General features: G+C 59.2%; 16 protein-coding genes. 6 read left to right on the top strand and 10 right to left on the bottom strand.

Going from position 1 to position 19,991, the window contains the following annotated elements; genetic code table 11:
• Window positions 1–10: 10 nt before the first annotated feature.
• Complete coding sequence (locus KGB21_RS17050; RefSeq protein WP_223505917.1) at window positions 11–1,216, top strand: hypothetical protein; 1,206 nt, start codon at window positions 11–13, stop codon at window positions 1,214–1,216.
• A gap of 78 nt (window positions 1,217–1,294) precedes the next feature.
• Window positions 1,295–2,278, top strand: coding sequence for an asparaginase (locus KGB21_RS17045; RefSeq protein WP_223505915.1), 984 nt, complete (start codon window positions 1,295–1,297; stop codon window positions 2,276–2,278).
• A 154-nt stretch (window positions 2,279–2,432) separates the two neighbouring features.
• Here KGB21_RS17045 and zapE read toward each other — a convergent pair whose 3' ends face one another.
• The 3 genes from zapE to KGB21_RS17030 all read right to left on the bottom strand — a co-directional run bounded on the left by zapE (window position 2,433) and on the right by KGB21_RS17030 (window position 5,627).
• Window positions 2,433–3,527: a cell division protein ZapE gene (gene zapE / locus KGB21_RS17040; protein WP_223505913.1), complete on the bottom strand. Its 1,095-nt coding sequence runs from the start codon at window positions 3,525–3,527 to the stop codon at window positions 2,433–2,435.
• Between the two features lie 90 nt (window positions 3,528–3,617).
• A complete protein-coding gene (locus tag KGB21_RS17035; RefSeq protein WP_223505912.1) occupies window positions 3,618–4,973 on the bottom strand; it encodes a tryptophan--tRNA ligase in 1,356 nt (451 codons plus the stop codon).
• A 24-nt stretch (window positions 4,974–4,997) separates the two neighbouring features.
• Entirely contained in the window at window positions 4,998–5,627 is a 630-nt protein-coding gene (locus tag KGB21_RS17030) for an alpha/beta hydrolase (RefSeq protein WP_223505951.1), read from the bottom strand.
• Between the two features lie 144 nt (window positions 5,628–5,771).
• On the opposite strand from KGB21_RS17030, the gene KGB21_RS17025 reads away from it, so the two are divergent.
• Complete coding sequence (locus tag KGB21_RS17025) at window positions 5,772–6,206, top strand: YhcB family protein (protein ID WP_008060245.1); 435 nt, start codon at window positions 5,772–5,774, stop codon at window positions 6,204–6,206.
• A gap of 195 nt (window positions 6,207–6,401) precedes the next feature.
• Here the strand turns inward: KGB21_RS17025 and KGB21_RS17020 are convergent, their stop codons facing one another.
• The 6 genes from KGB21_RS17020 to KGB21_RS16995 form a co-directional block, all read right to left on the bottom strand.
• Entirely contained in the window at window positions 6,402–7,106 is a 705-nt protein-coding gene (locus KGB21_RS17020; protein WP_034149548.1) for an OmpA family protein, read from the bottom strand.
• Between the two features lie 103 nt (window positions 7,107–7,209).
• Window positions 7,210–7,851 carry an MBL fold metallo-hydrolase gene (locus tag KGB21_RS17015; protein ID WP_223505910.1) on the bottom strand — a complete coding sequence of 214 codons (642 nt, stop codon included), beginning with the start codon at window positions 7,849–7,851 and terminating at the stop codon, window positions 7,210–7,212.
• An 88-nt stretch (window positions 7,852–7,939) separates the two neighbouring features.
• Window positions 7,940–10,678: a LuxR C-terminal-related transcriptional regulator gene (locus KGB21_RS17010; protein ID WP_223505908.1), complete on the bottom strand. Its 2,739-nt coding sequence runs from the start codon at window positions 10,676–10,678 to the stop codon at window positions 7,940–7,942.
• A 307-nt stretch (window positions 10,679–10,985) separates the two neighbouring features.
• Window positions 10,986–12,350, bottom strand: coding sequence for a DUF1329 domain-containing protein (locus tag KGB21_RS17005; protein ID WP_034149551.1), 1,365 nt, complete (start codon window positions 12,348–12,350; stop codon window positions 10,986–10,988).
• A gap of 28 nt (window positions 12,351–12,378) precedes the next feature.
• Window positions 12,379–14,316 carry a DUF1302 domain-containing protein gene (locus KGB21_RS17000; RefSeq protein ID WP_034149552.1) on the bottom strand — a complete coding sequence of 646 codons (1,938 nt, stop codon included), beginning with the start codon at window positions 14,314–14,316 and terminating at the stop codon, window positions 12,379–12,381.
• A gap of 337 nt (window positions 14,317–14,653) precedes the next feature.
• Window positions 14,654–16,336: a fatty acid--CoA ligase gene (locus KGB21_RS16995; protein ID WP_034149553.1), complete on the bottom strand. Its 1,683-nt coding sequence runs from the start codon at window positions 16,334–16,336 to the stop codon at window positions 14,654–14,656.
• A gap of 307 nt (window positions 16,337–16,643) precedes the next feature.
• On the opposite strand from KGB21_RS16995, the gene KGB21_RS16990 reads away from it, so the two are divergent.
• Together KGB21_RS16990 and KGB21_RS16985 are read left to right on the top strand one after the other, a co-directional pair.
• Window positions 16,644–17,537, top strand: coding sequence for a glycosyltransferase family 2 protein (locus tag KGB21_RS16990; protein ID WP_034149554.1), 894 nt, complete (start codon window positions 16,644–16,646; stop codon window positions 17,535–17,537).
• Between the two features lie 47 nt (window positions 17,538–17,584).
• Window positions 17,585–18,223, top strand: a complete 639-nt coding sequence (locus tag KGB21_RS16985) for a CatB-related O-acetyltransferase (protein WP_034149555.1) — start codon at window positions 17,585–17,587, stop codon at window positions 18,221–18,223.
• 50 nt (window positions 18,224–18,273) lie between these two features.
• Here the strand turns inward: KGB21_RS16985 and KGB21_RS16980 are convergent, their stop codons facing one another.
• Window positions 18,274–18,903 carry a LysE family translocator gene (locus KGB21_RS16980; protein WP_034149556.1) on the bottom strand — a complete coding sequence of 210 codons (630 nt, stop codon included), beginning with the start codon at window positions 18,901–18,903 and terminating at the stop codon, window positions 18,274–18,276.
• 91 nt (window positions 18,904–18,994) lie between these two features.
• Between KGB21_RS16980 and KGB21_RS16975 the strand changes: the two genes are divergently transcribed.
• Entirely contained in the window at window positions 18,995–19,960 is a 966-nt protein-coding gene (locus KGB21_RS16975) for a 2-hydroxyacid dehydrogenase (protein ID WP_223505906.1), read from the top strand.
• The last annotated feature ends 31 nt before the right edge of the window (window positions 19,961–19,991 follow it).

The raw sequence follows: 19,991 nt of genomic DNA, 5'->3' as shown, positions 1-19,991 counted from the left end.
GACATACAACATGGACATCACCTCCGAGAAAAACCGGCTCGCGCACCGTTCGCCCGTTGATACGGCGATCATCCTGCTGATGATTGGCACGGTTCTGCTGATTGCCTGGCTGTCTTTCAGCAACCGTTCTTTCTGGTCGGCCCACTGGCCAGGCTACAGCGACATGGTCTCAGCATTTCCCGAGCCGAGCGCCTGGTTACGCTGGGTACTGGGCGACATCAGCGAAGTTGCTTTCTACAAACACGAGTTCGCCTCTATCGGGTTGTTGGCGGGCGCCTATCTGGCCTACTGGGCGAACCGCACGGGGAAATCCTGGCAAGGTTTTGCCATTTGCTACGGGACCGGTTTGTGGCCATGGCTAATCACCAGCTCACTGCTGGGCCTGCTGCTTAGCAATCTGCTGTGGGGCTGGACGATGACGGCCAACAGTTGGCAACCGACCTTTGTCGCGTTTGTTTCACTGCCAGCGGCGATGGTGCTGATGTTTGGCGGTGGCTGGAAGGTCACGATCAACGGCGCAATCATGGGTGCCGTTCTCGTCACGCCGATGTGTTTGCTGATCGTCAACTACGTGTGCAACCCGCTGGGCTTGCCCGTGGTGATCGGCAATGTCACGGGCATGGCGGTCGCCAGCGTGTTTGCCTTTCTGCTCTGTCGTTACCTGCCGAGCCTGGTGAAGTCCGCACATTCGGGCCTCGCCGAGAAGCCTTCCGACCCGGCCCCCACGATCACCCGGACGCCAGACTACGGCGTGATCTGGACCCTGCGCCGGATCCTCGCCGACTTTTCCGAGGCGCCGTTCTTCGGCAATGAGCTGGCCAGCCTCGGATTGATATTGGGTGCATTACTGGCTTACACCTTGAACCCCATGAGCCCGGTTTACGGCTCGGGCCTGCTGCCCCAACTGATCTGCGCCCAGGCGCTGACCTCGGCCATCGGCATCATGATCTGGCGTCGACAGTGGATGTTGCGCGGCTGGTATCCCACCTACATTCCACTGGTGTCAGTAGTACCGGCGGCGCTGTTGACCCATGGCGGCAGCTGGCAGGTCATCGCTTCAAGCGCACTGCTGGGAGCGTTGATCGCCCCGCCCCTGGCGTGTGCGATTGCCAAGCGACTGCCGGCCGACATGCACGCCTACATCGGTAATGTCCTGTCGATGGCCATCAGCACGTTGTTGATCATTCCACTGATCGGATGGCTGATCGCCAACTGACGCACCCTGCCCTTCGGCTGTATCGCAGCCTCATCAGCGGATACAGCCCTTTTTCATCACAAACATGCGAGGTATCAAATGGACCTGCCCAAACTGGCCATCGCGGCGCTCGGCGGTACGGTGAGCATGCAAGCCAGGAATGCCGGTGAAGGCGTAATTCCCACCGTCAGCGGCGAAACTCTGCTGGCCGCCGTACCAGAATTGTCGGCGCTGGCCCGGGTCACCGTCGAAACACTCGGCCTGCTGCCTAGCGCTTCATTGAGTTTCGAGATACTGCTCAGCGTCCTGTCCTGGGCGAAATACCAGGTTGAGCAAGGCGCTCGTGGCGTTGTCATCACCCAAGGCACCGACACCCTCGAAGAAACAGCGGCGTTTTTCGATTATCTGTGGGACTGCGACGAACCCTTGGTTCTAACCGGCGCCATGCGTTCAGCCAAACAGGCAGGCGCCGATGGACCAGCGAATCTGCTGGATGCTTGCCGTGTCGCCCTGGCTGATTGCAGTCGACAACGCGGTGTTCAGGTCGTGATGAACGGGCAAATTCATCAGGCTAGCCACGTTCGCAAAACCGATTCGCTGGCGTTGCAGGCGTTCTCTTCGCCCGTTTTCGGCCCCGCCGGCCTGCTCGTGGAAGACGTCGCGCGCTATTTTCGGCAGCCCGCCGAGCGCATCTGTTTACCCTTGCCGCAATACGCCATTCAGAAAGTCGCGCTGCTGGAGGCGTCGCTGTCCGCCGATACGCTGATATTGGAAAACATCCCCGAATTGGGTTACGACGGACTGGTAATCGCCGGCTTCGGTGCCGGGCACGTCTCGCAGAAATGGGCCGAAGTGATCGAGCACATCGCCGAAAAAATCCCCGTGATCATTGCGTCTCGCACCGGCTCCGGTTCTACCGCGCAATCCACCTATGGTTTTGTGGGCAGTGAGATGGACTTGACTCGCAAGGGTGCACAAATGGCGGGATTTCTGTGCCCGCGCAAAGCAAGAGTGCTGCTTTGGTTACTGCTTGGCTGTCAGCGGCAGCATGAGGTGGCACGCTATCTCAGCCATTCTCTGTAGGACCAGGCTTGCCAGCGATGGCGGTGTGACTGACACACCGCGTCGCTGAAATCGCCAGCAAGCCGGCTCCTACAGTTGCGGTCGAGTTAGCAGCAAGGGGGACAAGGCATAAAAAAGGCCTGCAATCGCAGGCCTTTTCATTTTCCGAATTATCCTACGGCTTATGCGCCCGGGACAGGAATTCGTGGGACTGCATTTCCAGCAGACGGCTCAGAGTACGCTGGAACTCGAAGTTCAAGCGGCCACCGGTGTAGAGGTCCTTGAGCTCGACTTCGGCAGAAATGATCAGCTTCACGTTACGGTCGTAGAACTCGTCGACCATGTTGATGAAGCGACGGGCGATGTCGTCGGTGGTGACGCTCATCTGCTCGACGCCGCTGAGCAATACGGCATGGAAGATCTTGCCGAGTTCGATGTAATCGTTCTGGCTGCGCGGGCCGTCGCACAGTTCGCGGAAGTCGAACCAGGCCACGTCATCGCAGGTGCGCACGGCGCGGATTTCGCGGTTTTCGATCATCAGCACGTCGTTTTCGACCGCAGCGGTGCATTCCGGCGTCAGTGCGCGGAAGCTCTTGCGCAGGCTTTCGTGGGACGCTTCATCGAGCGGAAAGTGGAACAGTTCCGCTTGTTCGAGGTGACGCAGGCGATAATCGACGCCGCTGTCGACGTTGACGATCTCGGTGTTCTGCTTGATCAGCGCAATGGCCGGCAGGAAGCGCGCACGTTGCAGGCCGTCCTTGTACAGACCGTCCGGCACGATGTTCGAGGTCGCGACCAGAGTCACGCCGTTCTTGAACAGCTCTTCCATCAGCGTGCCGAGGATCATCGCGTCGGTGATGTCGGATACGAAGAATTCATCGAAGCAGATCACCCGGGATTCGGTGGAGAAGCGCTTGGCGATGATGGTCAGCGGGTTCTTCTCGCCGCCCAGGGTCTTCATCTCTTCGTGCACACGCTTCATGAAGCGGTGGAAGTGAGTGCGAGTCTTTTCCTTGAACGGCAGCGCTTCGAAGAAGGTGTCGACCAGGTAAGTCTTGCCGCGACCTACGCCGCCCCAGAAGTACAGGCCCTTGACCGGGGTCTGATCCTTCTTGCCAAACAGTTTGCCCAGCAGGCCCGGTTTGTTCTGCTCGGCCGCGACCAGGTCGTCGTACAGGCGCTGCAAATGACGCACAGCCGTTTCCTGCGCAGCGTCATGGAAGAATTCCGGGCGTTTCAGATCAGCTTGATATCGTTCTAGGGGCGTCATAATTCGTTAGCAAGGCAACAAAAACGGGCCGTCACTGTAGCGATGGCCCGTGGGAATGGCAATCAGCCCTTGGTCGGGCCGAGCCGTTGATTATTCCTGAACCGGTGTCAGAGCAATCCGCAAGGCTTCGATTGCAGCATCACGGGCGGTGCTGTCAGCGAACGCCGGGCTGTCGCCGACGCACTCGCCTTCGAGCCAGACGCTGAAGCTCAGGCCTTCACTGCGTACGTCCAGTGGCTGGCCCGATTGCAGTTGTTTGGTCACCTGGCCTGCGGTTTTGCCGTCGGCAAAGTTGCGCGACAACAACAGTTGCTCGCCATCAGCCGCCAGCAGACGGAAGCGGAAACTGCCGTCGTCTTCGCGGAAGCTGACGAAACGCGCGGCTTTCACGGCTTTCTTCTTAGTCGTGGCAGCGACTTGGGCCTGGGCCACGAAAGAACGCAGGCCCACCGCCTCGCGCAATTCGTTGAGGAACGGCGTCGCGACCGCACGGGCCTTTTTCGCACCGTGTTGCAGGATGTCTTCCAGGTCTGCCGGACGCTCGATCAGCTTGTAATATCGATCGCGGGACTCGCCCAATTCGTTATCCAGCAGTTGGAACAGACGGTTCTTCGCCTCGCCCCAACCCAGACCGCCCAACAATTCACTGCGGAACTCGTCAGCCTGAGTCGGGGTGGCGAACGCCTGGAACAGAGTGAACAGGTGCGAGTTGTCCGGATCTTTCGCTTCGCCCGGTGCACGGGAGTCGGTGACGATCCGCGAAATCGCGTCCTTCATCTCTTTGGCGCTGCTGAACAACGGAATGGTGTTGTCGTAGCTCTTCGACATTTTCCGGCCATCGAGGCCCGGCAGCGTGGCCACGCTTTCTTCGATCAGCGCTTCAGGCATGGCGAAGAATTCTTTGCCCTGACCGAACAGGTGGTTGAAGCGCTGGCCAATGTCCCGGGCCATTTCCACGTGCTGGATCTGGTCGCGACCGACCGGCACCTTGTGCGCGTTGAACATCAGGATGTCCGCGGCCATCAGCACCGGGTAGCTGTACAAGCCCATGGTGATACCCGCATCCGGGTCTTCGCCGGTTTCGACGTTCTTGTCCACCGAAGCCTTGTAAGCGTGGGCGCGGTTGAGCAGGCCTTTGGCGGCAACGCAGGTCAGCAGCCAGGTCAGCTCAGGGATTTCCGGGATGTCGGACTGGCGATAGAACGTCACGCGGTCCACATCCAGGCCACCGGCCAGCCAGGTCGCGGCGATTTCCAGGCGCGAGCGCTGGATGCGCAGCGGGTCATCGCATTTGATCAGGGCGTGGTAGTCGGCCAGGAAGTAGAACGAATCGGCATTGCTGTCACGGCTGGCGACGATCGCCGGGCGGATGGCGCCAGCGTAGTTGCCCAGGTGCGGCGTGCCGGTGGTGGTGATGCCGGTGAGGATACGGGTACGAGTCGTCATGGGTAATCGCTTGTCAGACTGCAATCAATTCGAGAGACGCGGCAGGATCAGATCCTTGAGATCGGTCAGCTTGCCATGAAAAAAGTGCCCGCATTCTGCCACTTTCAGCAGCTCATGGGGACGTTCGAGCTTGTCAGACCATTCGTAAACCAGCTGCGGATCGATCACTTCGTCGGTTTCCGGCTGGATCAAGGTCAGTTCGCCCTGCTGCGGCAGTTGGTCCTGATCCCCCAGGCGCATGACCGCCGGCGCGACCATAAACAAATGCTTGAGCTGCTCGCCCTGCGCTTCCAGACGTCCGCCGAGACTTGCTGCAACAAATCCGCCGAAGGAAAAACCGAACAGCGTCAGCGGCAATTGCGGGTGTTTGGCGCGAATCCACTCGGCGACAGCCTGGGCGTCATCGACTTCACCGGTGCCCATGTCGTGCGAGCCTTCGCTGGCGCCGACGCCACGATAGTTGAAGCGCAGGGTGATCAAACCGGCGTCGCGCGCGGTGCGCTGCAGGGTCGAGACCACTTTGTTGAGCATGGTGCCACCTTGCACCGGGTTCGGATGGCAGATCAGCGCGAGGCCGCGCGATTGTTCACTGTCCAGGTAAAGTGCTTCCAGTTGGCCGACCGGGCCATCAATCACTACAGGGGTTTCGCGCATAAGCAAGGAAGGAACTCCGTGACCTCGAATCGGGTCGACTCGTCTAGCAAATTGTCTGTAGCTGTCTATTGCGAGTGAATCGCGGTATACAGCGCAGGTTCGAGCCGTTAACGTAAAGCAAAGCCGTTTATAGAGGAAGGACTCGTGGAACACTCGCTCTTAGTTTGGTTGTTGCCGACTCTTGCCCTGGTTGTGGGTGTCGCCATTGGATTCCTGATCGCTCGCCTTGCGCCGAATGCCGCGCCTAGCAGCACGCAACGTCAGCTGGACGATATTCAGGAACGTTTCGACAGTTATCAGAACGAAGTGGTGACCCACTTCAACAGCACAGCAACACTGGTCAAGAAACTGACTGCGAGCTATCAGGAAGTGCAGGATCATCTCGCCGAGGGTGCCAACCGCCTGGCTCTGGACGAGCAGACCCGCCAACGCCTGCTGGCCTCCCTGCACGCCGACGCGACGCAGGCTCCACGGGAACGCCTGACGCCGCCGCGCAATCAGGAACCGCCGCGCGACTACGCGCCAAAAGCCCCGAACGCTCCGGGCATGCTCGATGAGCATTATGGCTTGAAGAAGTAAAAGCCCCTGTAGGAGCTGTCGAGTGCAACGAGGCTGCGATCTTTTGATTTTTAGAAGCTCAAGAACAAAAGATCGCAGCCTGCGGCAGCTCCTATAGGAAACGCGAGCATGTCCCGACACAAAAAAACCGCCCGATCTGTGAAGATCGGGCGGTTTTTTTACGGCTGAAGCTTATGGGTACTGCTTAACCGAACCTTACTGCTGAGCACCGTACTGCTGACCAGGAATCGCCTTGAGGTTGACCTCGACGCGGCGGTTCTGCGCGCGGCCATTGACGTCACCGTTGCTGGCAACCGGGTTATCCGGCCCGGCGCCACGGGCGCTCAGGTTGGTGCCGCTCACACCTTGCGAGGTCAGGTAGGTCGCCACGCTCTGGGCGCGACGCTGCGACAGGTCCATGTTGTGCTGGCGGGCGCCGGTGCTGTCGGTGTAGCCGACGATTTCGATCTGGTTCTGGTTGAACTCTTTCAACGAACCGGCCAGGTTGTTCAGCGGCTGGTAAAAGCTTGGAGCGATATTCGCCGAGTCGGTAGCGAACGTGATGTTACCCGGCATGATCAGCTTGATCTGATCGCCTTGGCGTTGAACTTCAACACCAGTGTTGGCCATGCTGGCGCGCAGTTTCTTTTCTTGCTGGTCGGCGTAGTAGCCGTAACCGGCGGCGGAAGCACCGACGACAGCAGCACCAATCAACGCCCCCTTGCCACGGTTATCGTGGTTGATGGCCGCACCGGCCAAAGCACCGGCGAGAGCGCCGAGGCCACCGTATTTGGCAGTTTTGCTCATACCTTGGGAGCCGCCATCAGCTTGACCCTGGTTGTCGTAAGGGTTAGGCGAGGCGCAGCCAGACAGCAAGGCCACAGCGGTAGCGACAATAATCAAACGACGCGTGGTGAACATGAAGAGCTCCTACTTTTTGCATTCTATGGTGCAAGGGACTTAAGCATTGGCCCTTTGCGGGCGTTGGATCGCTTTGCAGGTCAAAAATTCCGCCCGTTACAAATCAGGCGCGAACAAACGGATTCTCACGCATTTCATCGCCAAGACGGGTGTCTGGACCGTGGCCGGTCACCACGGTCGCCTCCTCGTCGAGCGTGTATAAGCGCTGCTTGATCGAGCGCACGATGGTGGCCTGATCCCCACCCCACAAATCCGTACGCCCTACCCCACGTTTGAACAGCGTGTCACCGGCAATCAGCAGCTTGGCGTCGGAAAACCAGAAGCTCATGGAGCCCGGTGTGTGACCCGGCGTGTGCAATGCCACGCCGCAACCGCACGCCAACTCTTCATCGTCCGCCAGCCAGCGGTCCGGCGAGGGCACCGGCGTATAGGGCACACCGAACATCTGGCACTGCATTTCCAGATTGTCCCAGAGGAATTGATCTTCCTTGTGCAAGTGCAGGGTCGCGCCGGTTTTCTCTTTCAGCTGGCCGGAGGCGAGGAAATGATCGAGGTGCGCATGGGTATGGATGATGCTGACCACTTTCAGGCCGAGGGCATCGAGCCGTGCGAGGATCAGTTCGTGATTACCACCCGGATCGACAACGATGGCCTTTTTCGTTACAGGATCGCCGATGATCGTGCAGTTGCACTGCAACGGGCCGACGGGGAAGGTTTCGCGGATAAGGGTGGGTTGCTGAGACATCGGTGGGTGCTCGATAAACAGGGATGGGCAATGTTCGCACAAATCGGCACCCGACTATTTATCGCAATCTGTAACTTAAATTTCACCCCTAGCCCAACACCCCCAACTCTTTGGCCCGCGCCACCGCCTGCGTACGCCGCTCGACCCCAAGCTTGCTGTTGATGTGGCTGGCATGGGTTTTAACCGTGTGCAGCGAAATAAACAGCTGATCGCTGATTTCCTGATTCGAGCAACCTTGGGCGATCAGGCGCAGGACGGCCAATTCCCGGGTGCTGAGTTGTTCGGTCGCCGCAGCCGGTTCCATCGCCTGGCGCGCCGCCACGGTCGGAAGTTTTTCTGCGAGATCTTGGGATACGGTGCTCGCTGCACAGATTTGAAGTTGCCCACGCAACCAGTCCGGATGCTCGGTCAACAAGCCGTCAAACGGTTGCAATACGCCGCCGGCGGCGGCATCCAGTGCCTGAGCCAGCGCCTTGCGCGCCTCGGGTTCACGACCGCTGCCCAGTAACAGCAAGACTTTTTGCGTGAGCGCCATCGCACTGAGCAATTGCCGGCCACTTTTCTGACCCTGTTCGAGCAGCGCATTCAGACGCCCTTCGGCCAGCATCGGTTGCGCCTGAATAACCTCCAGCAACGCTTGTTGCAATTCGATATGCAGCGGCAATTGCGGGTGGAATTCCGGAGGCGCTGCCGGGTGTTCGCCGTTATACGTCTGACCCAATCGTGTCAGCCAGGCTTCGGCCAGGTCCGTACGCCCCTGGGCCAACCAGAGCTCGCATTTGACCAGGGTGATCATGGCCAGATAGTAGATCGGCGGCACGTCCCAGATGTGCATCAGCCGTTCGGCTTCGGCGAGCTCGGCGAAGGCCTTGGCGAATTCGCCGCTGCTGCCTTCCAGCCGTGCGATCACGCAATGGCCGATTAGCACGCTGATGTCGCGACAGGCACGCGCTTCGCTCAATCCAGCCTGCAAACGCACTCTCGCCGCTTGAGGTTGCAACCGCAGCGCCAGCAAACACCCTTCGTACAAGGTGAGGCGGGCGCGCACCGCATAGAGCCTTTGCGGGGATAACCCGTGCAAGCGTTGCAGTCCCTGTCGGACTTCATCCAGCGAACGAAGGATTTCCCCACGGGCTTGCAACACGCGCGCGCGGTCATAATGGGCCAGCGCTTCGAACAACGGGTTGCCGACCCGTTGCGCCAACTCCAGGGAATCACGGTTCAACCCGCGCGCACGCCACAAGTCGCCATCGGCAATGGCCAGGTTGGACAGGGTCGAGAGGCACATCAATCGCTGGCCGTAACGCTTGCACGGAAGGCTATCCAGCGCTTCGGTGCAATAGCGCAACGTGAGTTCGCGGTTGCCACGCCCGCGAGCGATGATCCCGCTCAAGGCCAGCCACTGCGCCAGCATCGACTTCTGCGCAGTGGCCGACGGGGCCGGCAGGAAGCGACTCAAATGGCTGGCCAGCTCCTCGGCGGCATCCAGTTGGCAGGCCAGTCCCAACGCCCAGCTGTAGAGCACGATCAACCGTGGTGTGCTGATCAGCAAGCTGTCGGGCAAGTCCATTTTCCAACGCAGCAACATGCCGACGTTTTGTTCGGCCAGCAGTTGTTCTTCGGAAAGGTTTTGCACCAGGTTCGCCGCGACGTCCAGATGCCCGGCACGCAACGCCTGCTCTACCGCTTCATCGAGCAACCCTTGGGCGTTGAACCAGCGACAGGCGCGCAGGTGCAGGCTGGCAGCCGGCACCATTGTCTGAGCGGTCGGTCGAGTGCGCAAAAGATCGGAAAACAAATGATGGTAGCGATACCAGTGGCCATGTTCGTCCAGCGGCACCAGGAACACTTGGTGAGCCAACAGGAAACGCAGAATCTCGGCGCTGTCATGGGCGTCGCGAACGGCGTCGCACAATTCGCTGCAAAAACGCTCCTGGGGTGCGGTGTCGTAGAGAAACGATTGCACCTCGGCGGGCAGACAATCGATCACCTCTTCAAGCAGGTAATCACGAATCAAACCTTCCCCGCCGTGAAGTGCCTGCGGTAACTCGCCGTGGTTGCCCGCCTCCGACGCCGCCAGTAACCAGAAGCGCAGCCCGGCGACCCAACCTTCGCTACGCTGGATCAGGCTTTCCAGTGCTTCACCGCGCAACGAACTGCTGTGCCGGTCGAGCAGGCTCAACGCTTCATCGTGGGTCAGGCGCAAGTCCTGCTCGTGAAGCTCCAGCAATTGTCGCGACAGCCGTAGCCGCGCCAGATGCCAGTCCGGACGCTGTCGACTGGTGACCATCACCAGCAAGCCATCGGGAAGGTGATTGAGGAAAAATTGCAGACAGCGATCGAGAACCGGCCCTTGGGCCAGATGATAATCATCGAGTACGAGTAACAGTGGTGTCGCCGTCGACAGGTGTACGGCCAACTCGTCGAGCAAACCATCGAGCCATTCTTCGAAGGCAAATGGCTGATGCCGCTGGCGCATTTTCAGCAAGCCGAGGGACTGCCTGCCCAGTTGCGGAAAAAAGTCCTGAAGGCCTTCAAGTAACCGCTCGAGGAATCGGCCGGGGTCACTGTCTCGTGGACTCAACCCCAGCCAAAGACTTTGCCAATGCGCCGGTAGTGACTGGCAAAATTCCACTGCCAACGAACTCTTGCCGAAGCCCGCCGGTGCACTGACCAACAACAGCCTGCCACCGAGCCCCGCACTCAAGCGCTCGCACAAACGCGGCCGCAGCACATGGCCGTCGGGCAATGGCGGTCGGAAAAAGCGCTCGTCCAGCGCCGCGACAGCAACGCTTGCAGGACCTGGTAACGGGGACAGATCAGTCATGGCCGGCTCTTGTTTGAATTGCGGGTGGCGGCGTTGCAGATGTCCGCAGACTAGCGGTAAACGGCGAGGGAATGAAGGTTATTGCTACAAATGGCTACAAAAAGTCTACGAACAAAAAGATCGCAGCCTCCGCAATACCTGTAGGAGCCGGCTTGCTGGCGATGGATGCGCCGCGTTTAACCAGACCACACGCGTTATCGTTAACGACCATCGCCAGCAAACCGGCTCCTACAGCGTGTAAAACGCAAAAAAAACGCCCCGAACCAGTCGGGGCGTTTTAGAGGATGCGGCCTCAGCTCAGTAAGCGTTAGCGAACGCCCTCCTGACGCAATGCTGCCGGGGTGAAGTCGCTGGTGGTGGCAGTGAAGCCGAAGTCATACGCCGACTTCTCTTCGTTCTTCATCCCCAGCGCCAGGTAACGACCTGACTGCAAGTCGTACAAGGCTTCGAGGGCGTACCACGGCACTTGCTTGTCGTAGTAGTTCTCGGCATGCGCCTCGGCAACGCGCCACAGCTGGTTGCGACCGTCGTAATGGTCGATTACCGCTGCTTGCCAGGTGTCTTCATCGATGTAGAAATCACGCTTGGCGTAGATATGGCGCTGACCTTCCTTCAGGGTTGCAACCACATGCCAGACGCGACGCAGCTCGTAACGAGCCAGGTCCTGGTTGATGTGACCGGCCTTGATGATGTCGGTGTACTTGAGGTTCGGATCGTCGAGCTTGTAGGCGTCGGAGGCGATGTACATCTCCTTCTTGCCTTCGAGTTTCCAGTCGTAGCGATCCGGTGCACCGTTGTACATGTCCAGGTTGTCGGAGGTACGCAGGCCATCGGCGGCGGTACCCGGCCCGTCATAGGACACTTGTGGTGCACGACGCACACGACGCTGACCGGCGTTGTAGACCCACGCCGAACGCGGCTCTTTCACCTGGTCGAGGGTTTCGTGCACCAACAGCACACCACCGGCCAGACGCGCCGGCGCGGTCACTTTCTGCTTGAAGTAGAACAGGATGTTGCCCGGGTTCGCCGGATCGTAATCCTTCATCTTGTCGCGGAACACGAACTGGTCCTGGAAGTAAACCAGGCTGAACGAGCCGTTCGGCTGCGGCGTGGCCTGGGTTACCAGGCGGGTCACGCTGCCACCGCGATAGCGGGTGATGTGGTTCCAGATAACTTCAACGCCGCTTTTCGGAATCGGGAACGGCACGGCGGTTTCGAAGTTTTCCAGGCCGTTACCGCCGGACACCAGGTTGGTGTTGGTGGCGTTCTTTTTGATAGCGGCAAACACGTCATCCGGCACGGTAGCGCCGCGATGGGACGGGTAAACCGGCATCTTGAAGGTTTCCGGGTAACGCTTGAACATCGCGTACTGGCCCGGGGCGAGTTTGTTCTTGTACTGATCGACGTTCTGCGCCGTGATGGTGAACAGCGGTTTTTCGCTGGCGTATGGATTGGACAGGAAACCCTTGCTGTCAACGGTACCGGCGTTCTTCGGCAATGGCTTCCAGGCCGGGATCGAACCGTCGGCGTTACCCGCCATTTCGGCGCCCATCGGTGTCAGGCTCTTGCCCAGTTTGTCCGCTTCGGCCGCAGGAACCGCTGCCATGACGCTGGTCGCCAGCAGCGACAACCCCAGGACACCGGCGTGGAACAGACTCTTTGTTATTTTCATGTGTGTGATCGTCCTGAAAATACAGTGCTTAGAAGTTCACGCCGAAGCTGAGCGCAACGAAGTCGCGGTCATCCACGGTGGTGTACTTGCCGTCGAAGAAGTTGGTGTACGCCAGGCTTGCGGTGTAAGTGTTCTGGTACTCGGCGTCGACACCCAGGCTGACCGCTTTGCGACCTTCCTCGAAGTTGCCGCCAGGACCAGGCGAGTAACCTTCCACGTCATGGGACCAAGCCACGTTCGGCTTGAGGTTCACACCGGCGAATACGTCGTTGTATTCCCAGATGGCGCGACCGCGGTAGCCCCAGGAGTTTGCGGTGGTGAAACCGTCGTTTTCGCAGTAACGGCTTACGTTGTTTTGCGCGCCGCCCGCCAGGGTGGAGGTGTTCAACGCCACACACTGGTTGTTCGGCAATGGGCCAGGGCCGTAGCTCGGGTCACGGCCATAACGCGCCTTAGAACTGTTTTCCAGGCCGCCGACGTGGGTCCAGCCAACCTCGCCCACCAGGGTCAGACGCTCGGCGCCCATCACTTGGTCGAAGAAGTGAGTCAAAGTGGTCTGGAGCTGGGTGACTTCCTTGCGGCGATAGCCTTGCTGGTCTTGCCCAGGCGCACCCTGGAGCACGGAAACGCTTGGGTTCAGTGGCGTCAGGCCAGAGTAAAGGATATCGGTGGTGTTGAGCTGAACCGGAGCATTCGGCCGGTAGCTGAGTTCACCGCTCCACGCAGTACCTGTAGGCAACGTGGTGGAGAAGCTCAGGCCATACAGGCGAATGTCTTCAGGGTATTCGACGTAGTAGCTGGAGTTACCCGCCACTACCAATGGCAGCAAGGTTGGAGCAAGGCCCGCCGCGACACCGACCGGAACGCCGGCACCGACCAATCCGCCCACCAGGCCAGCGCCACTGTAGGCGCTCGCCGGTGCGCCGTGACCGCTGAAAATCGGCGCACGGCTGTGGTAGTTCATGAAGTAGGCACCGAACTCGGTGTCCAGCGGATCGAACATGTACTTGAACGACACACCAAACTGACCGCTGTCACGGGCATCGCGGTCCGGGCCGCGACGAACGATCACGCCTTCATCCGGGTTACCCCAGGTCACGCCGCGGGCGGCGAGGGTGTTGAGGGTCGCGTTGCGCAGTCCGGCCGGCAGACCCGCCGCCCCGAGTGCACCGTTGAGCCCGTTACGGGTGCGCAGTACCGCGAGGTTGTTGTCGCAGCCATCGGCGATGACGTCCGGTTGCGAGAAGAAGGTGCCGCAGTTGTCGGCGACGGTCTGGTCCCATTCAATCTGGTAGAACGCTTCGGTCGAAAGGTTCTCGGTCAGGCTCTGGGACACGTAGAACATGTTGACCGGGATCAGGCCTTCCTTGATCTCGGCGCCAGGACGACGGAACGCGGACACGTCGATCGGGTTGATCGAGTTGATGCCGCCGCCGATGAAGGTACTTTCACCCCAGCTCACTACCTGCTTGCCCAGACGCACGGAGCCCGGCTGATCGGCAATGGCGTAGTTGTGGTAGACGAAGGCGTCGAGGATCTGACCACCGGAGGATTTGGCGCCTTCCTTGCGATTGTCGTCGCTGATGTCCTTGAACGGACGGCTTTCGTCCTTCAGTTCAAAGTCGTACCAGTATTTGCCTCGGACGAAAATGCCGGTGTCGCCGTACTTCAACTCGAGGTCATGGATGCCCTTGAAGATCTTCGAGAAGGTATCGCCGCTCTTGAAGTTCAGGTGACCGTCATCGGAGGTCTGGGACAGGCCGCGGCCGCCGTTGTTGACGCCGATGAGGTTCTTGTTGGCACTTTCAGTAGACCAACTGGCACCGATCGACAGGGATGAGTCGAACTGACCTTCGATTTCACCAACGTTGAAACTGACGCCGAATGCTGGCCCGGCGAGCGTAGAGGCAAGACTGACGGCCAAAGGCAGTTTCGCCCGGCGCCAGAACTGGTTTACTGAAGTCATCGACGCTTCTCCATGTGCATTATTTTTATGGCAGTGAGCACTTCTAAAAACGTTGTGGATGACAGGGAGCCAAGGCTTCCCAAAATCATTCCAAAATTGCATCGCCCCGGTTTGTGCGTTTGCTCCGTTCTTAAAAATCCTTGAGCGGACTATAGCCAGCAGGTAGTAGTGCTTGATCCCTCTAAAGTGTGATTTGCAGCTGCCAGCCACTCTGGAACAGTCCTTTCGCCAGGCCGACAACCGTCGGCGCGACAAGGATGGCTGAAAATTCAGATTTGACAAGCCAAGCGCTTGCTTGGTGGGGCTGGCGTGCCTTTTTGGGCACGCCAGAAGGCAGTTAAAGCGTCGAAAGGAAGGTGCTGTTGTTAGCCTGCCATTCGGTGATGTCGACGCGAATCCGCTTCTTGTCGAGCTTGCCGACGCTGGTCTTGGGAATTTCAGTAACAAGGGCGATCTGACTCGGGATGGCCCACTTGCTCAGGTGCCCCAGCTCCACGAATGGCTTGAGGTGTTCCTTGAGTTCTTTGGCCCCAATCTCATGGCCTTCGCGAAGCACTAGCAAGGCAAATGGCCGTTCGCCCCACTGCGGATCGGCGATCCCGACCACTGCTACTTCGCGTACCGCCACGTGACGACTGATCAGGTCTTCGAGGTCGAGGGAGGAGATCCATTCGCCACCGGTCTTGATCACGTCCTTGATCCGGTCGCGGATGTCGATCACGCCCATGCTGTCCAGGGTCGCCACGTCGCCGGTGTGCAGCCAGCCTCCGGCCCAGAGCTCGGCGCCCTTCTGCGGCTCGTTGAAATAACCTTCGGTGAGCCACGGCGCTCGCAGCACCAGTTCACCCTGGGTCTCACCATCGGCGGGCAGGAAGTTGCCGTCAGTGTCGACGATCGCCGCCTCGACCAATGGCCCCGGCACGCCCGCCTTGATCCGGTACGTAGTGCGTTCGTCTTCGGTGCCGGCCATGAGTTCATCGTTGAGGTGCGCGCACGAAACCAGCGGCCCGGTTTCCGACATGCCGTAGGCGGCGGTCAGTTGAATGCCTTTGGCCTTGGCCGCCTCATACAGCGCACGATTGAGCGCGCTTCCGCCGATAACGATTTTCCAGCCACCGAAGTCGGTGCTTTGTGCGGCCTTGGCGTTGAGGACCATTTGCAGGATGGTCGGCACGCAGTGGGAGAACGTAACCTTTTCCTTGCGCCACAGCTCCACCAGGTATTCCGGGTCGTAGCGACCGGGATAGACCTGCTTGAGCCCGAGCATGGTCGCCACATAAGGCAGGCCCCAGGCGTGCACGTGGAACATCGGTGTGATCGGCATGTACACGTCGCTGGTACCCAGCAGGCGCACGCTGTCGATCGAACCCATGATGGTCGACACACCCATGGTGTGCAGCACCAGTTGCCGATGGGTGAAGTACACGCCCTTTGGGTTACCGGTGGTGCCTGTGGTGTAGAAGGTCGTTGCGACCGAGTTTTCGTCGAAATCCTGAAAATCGTACTGCGGGCTCGCGGCCGCCAGTAGTTGCTCGTATTCACCGATGAGGTTCGGCAGATCAGCGGATTTTTCCGGCAGGTCGGTCAGTAGGAGGGTTTTTTCAACCGTGGTCAGGTGCCCGGCAATCGCGTTGTAGAGCCCCACGAATTCGCTGTTGACCAGCACGAAGCGGTCCACGGCGTGATTCATGGTGTAGAGAATCTGTTCTGGCGACAGCCGCACGTTGATGGTGTGGATCACCGCACCGATCATCGGAATGGCGAACATGCATTCCAGATAGCGATGGCTGTCCCAATCCATCACCGCCACAGTATCCCCGGGCTTGACCCCGGCCGCGGTCAGCACATTGGCCAACCGCGCGACCCGTTCGATCAGGGTCGGATAGCTGTAGCGCAACTGGTCGCGGTAAACGATCTCGCGGGTTTTCTCATAACGCGCGCCGGACATCAGCAGCCGTTTGATCAGCAGCGGATACTGGTAAGCGCCTTCGGCTGGGGGGATAACGCGAGTCTGCAACATAAGAATCCCTTTTCTGACTGCACGGTCGTGGCTGAAAGCAAGCACTGTAGTGCCCTTGATCGCCCGCCAAATCAGCCAAAGGAATGATTTGTAGAGCCGCGCAAATACTAGCTTTGCGCCACCATCACTTACCTTTCATACACAATGTTGTGATGGATGCTGCAACCTCTTTCGTGCGAGCCTGTGTATCCTTTCCGAAATAATGAGCCTGACGGCAGGCTGCCCCTGACCAGTCTGCCGCTTCCCCTCAGCGTCGGATACTGTTCAAGGCATGTCTCGTCAATTGCGATCGGTACTGCGAACAACAATGAACACTCAAGTGACGTCCCCTACAGATAACCCCAAGACGCAAGTGCCTCTGGTTTCCATCGTGGCGCCTTGTTACAACGCGGAAAAGTATCTGGAAGAGGCCATTCAAAGCATTTTTGGCCAGGAATATCCGAACTTTGAAGTGATCGTTGTGGACGACGGGTCTACCGACAACAGTGTTGCCTTGCTCAAGCAACTTCAGAAAACCTATGACTTCCAGCTGTACACGCAACCGAATCAGGGCGTGAGTGCAGCGCTTAATCACGGCTTGCGGTACGCCAAGGGTGACTACGTCTCGACGCCCGATCTGGACGACATCATGCTCCCGCAATCCCTGCGCATTCGAGTCGATTATCTGAACCCACGCCCGAACGTCGGTTGCGTCGGGGCGCTGATCATTTACATGGATAGCGATGGTAAAACCATCAAGCAGCAACAGCGCGATCAAATTCGTACGTACAACTTCGATCAGATTCTCAGCCAGGCCGTGGTGATTGGTGCTCCTGTGGCGCTCTATCGCATGAGTGCAATGCGCAGTGCCGGTTTCTATGCGCCGCACCTGCGGGTCCAGGATTTCCAGATGACTTTGCGGATTGCCCGCCTGGGTTATGAAGTCCATGAACTGCCGGTGTGCGTGACCCGTTATCGCCGACACCCCAACAATCTGTCGAGAAAGTACAAGGTATTGCTGCAGGCGGACCTTGAGGCCATCGAGCCGTACCTCAGCCATCCTGCCTATCAGAGCGCCCGCACCCAATTGTTGAACAAGGCGCTCAAATATGCGGTGGTCGAAGACAAGAAAGAGGCCTGGAAACTACTGCGTTCCATCCCCTGGCGTCACATGAACCGAACCAGTTTCAAACGCCTGAAGCGATTGTTGTTTCATCGCTAGGACGCCAGCTACCCGGTATTAACTTTCCTGTTTCCCAGGCCTTGCCAATGAAATTTCTCGAAAAACTCAAAGAACGAAAAACCAGAAAACACCTGAAACGTCTGGAGAAACTGCACAGGGCTCCGGAGAAAATCCGTTTGCGTTACCCCCGGTATGAAATCGGCGTAGGCACTTACGGTATCCCGGAAGTCGTAGAGTTTGGCGATGACACGATTCTGAAAGTCGGCTCCTACACCTCGATTGCCGAAGGCGTAAAGATTCTGTTGGGCGGTGGCCATCGCACCGATTGGGTCAGCACCTATCCTTTCCCATTGATGATTGATGAAGCCCGAGACATTCCCGGCAGCAATCCGACCAAGGGCGATGTCGTGATCGGCAGTGATTGCTGGATCTGCGCCGACGTCATGATTCTGTCTGGCGTGACCATTGGCCATGGGGCGGTGGTGGCGGCAGGCGCGGTCGTGACCCGCGATGTCGAGCCCTACGCGATCGTTGGCGGCAACCCCTGCCGTCACATCCGCTGGCGGTTCGAGGAAGACGTGCGCCGTGAGTTGCTGGCGTCCGCGTGGTGGGACTGGCCCATGGAAGAGGTCAAGGCTGCGTCGCGCATTTTGAGCAGCAGCGACATGCAGGGTTTTCTGGAATACGCCCGCCAACGCCAGTCGTCGACTGTAGCGGTCGGATAATCCCGAGTTCTGGCCGCGACGGGGCATGTCGCGGCCATCTCAAGCAGGACTCAATGCATCTCGGTCAACGCGAGTTTCACACCGATAGCGATCAGCACCGCGCCCATCGTGCGATCGAACCAGTGGCCCATGCGGGCAAAACCGGCGCGCACGCGCTGTTGGCTGAACAGCATCGCCACCAGGCAAAACCAGACAGCCGTCGCTACTGCCAGGTAGACCCCGTAGCCCGCCTGCACCGCCAACGGCGTGTGCGGGTTGATCACTACGGTGAACAGCGACAGGAAAAACAGGGTGGCTTTCGGGTTCAGCCCGTTAGTCACGAAGCCTGAGGTAAAGGCACCACGCGCCGTGCGTTCACCCGCTTCTTTGTGCAGGTCATCGGTCACCGGTTTGGCGGGTTGCGCACGCAATGCCTTGAAACCGATGTACAGCAGATACGCGGCAGCCGCCCATTTCAGGGCGTTGAACAGCACAATCGATTGCGACACGATCAAACCAATGCCCAGCAACGAATAGCCGACATGCAGGAAAATCGCCGTGCCGACACCGAGCGCCGTCCAGGTGCCGGCGCGACGACCGTGGGTCACGCTCTCGCGCACCACCACGGCAAAGTCCGGGCCGGGGCTGGCTACGGCCAAAAGATGAATCAGGGCAACGGTCAAGAATTCTGTCCAGTACATGAGGGCTCCTTCAGGCCAAGCGTAACTTTTTATTTCATCTGGTAGGCTCGGCAGATTACGCCTTCAGTTCATTGCACAAAAGGTACAGTTGATGACGAACTCTCGCCGCGCCGTTTTCCTCGACCACCCCTCCCTGGACCTGGGCGACCTCGACCTCACCCCGTTGCGCGATTGTTTCAGCGAACTGCAGCTGTACGCCCAGACCCTGCCGGACCAGGTGATCGAACACCTCAAGGGTGCCACCGTCGCCATCAGCAACAAAATCCTCATCGATGCCGCCGCCATGGCCGCCAGCCCCGAGCTGAAGCTGATACTCATCACCGCTACCGGCACCAACAACGTCGACCTCGCTGCCGCCCGTGCCCACGGCATCACGGTCTGCAATTGCCAGGGCTACGGCACGCCGTCGGTGGCGCAGCATACGATCATGTTGCTGCTTAACCTGGCCACGCGCCTGGCCGATTATCAAAAAGCCGTCGGTGAAGGTCGCTGGCAACTGGCCAAGCAGTTCTGCCTGCTGGATTACCCGATTGTTGAGCTCGAAGGCAAAACGCTGGGGTTGCTCGGTCACGGCGAATTGGGTGGCGCCGTCGCACGACTGGCCGAAGCTTTCGGCATGCGGGTGCTGCTGGGGCAGATTCCGGGGCGCCCTGCCCGGCCGGATCGCTTGCCGCTGAATGAATTGCTGCCGCAAATCGACGCACTGACCCTGCACTGTCCGCTCAACGAACACACCCGGCATTTCATCGGTGCGCGTGAACTGGCTTCGATGAAACCCGGAGCATTCGTAGTCAATACTGCGCGCGGTGGCCTGATCGATGAGCAAGCGCTGGCCGATGCCTTGCGCAACGGTCATCTGGGCGGCGCCGCCACTGACGTCCTGAGCGTCGAACCGCCAACCAACGGCAATCCACTGCTGGCCAACGACATCCCACGGTTGATCGTCACCCCGCACAACGCCTGGGGCAGTCGCGAAGCGCGGCAGCGAATCGTTGGCCAGGTCACCGAAAATGCCCAGGGTTACTTCAGCGGTAAGGCGCTGCGGGTCGTCAGTTGATAAACTGCGGCACTTTTTTTCACAGGAGCAG

It is taken from the genome of Pseudomonas sp. GL-RE-29 (genome assembly GCF_019947275.1).
GTDB lineage: Bacteria > Pseudomonadota > Gammaproteobacteria > Pseudomonadales > Pseudomonadaceae > Aquipseudomonas > Aquipseudomonas fluorescens_A.
Note: the sequence above shows the minus strand (reverse complement) of the source record. Positions and strands in the feature narration are given on the sequence as shown.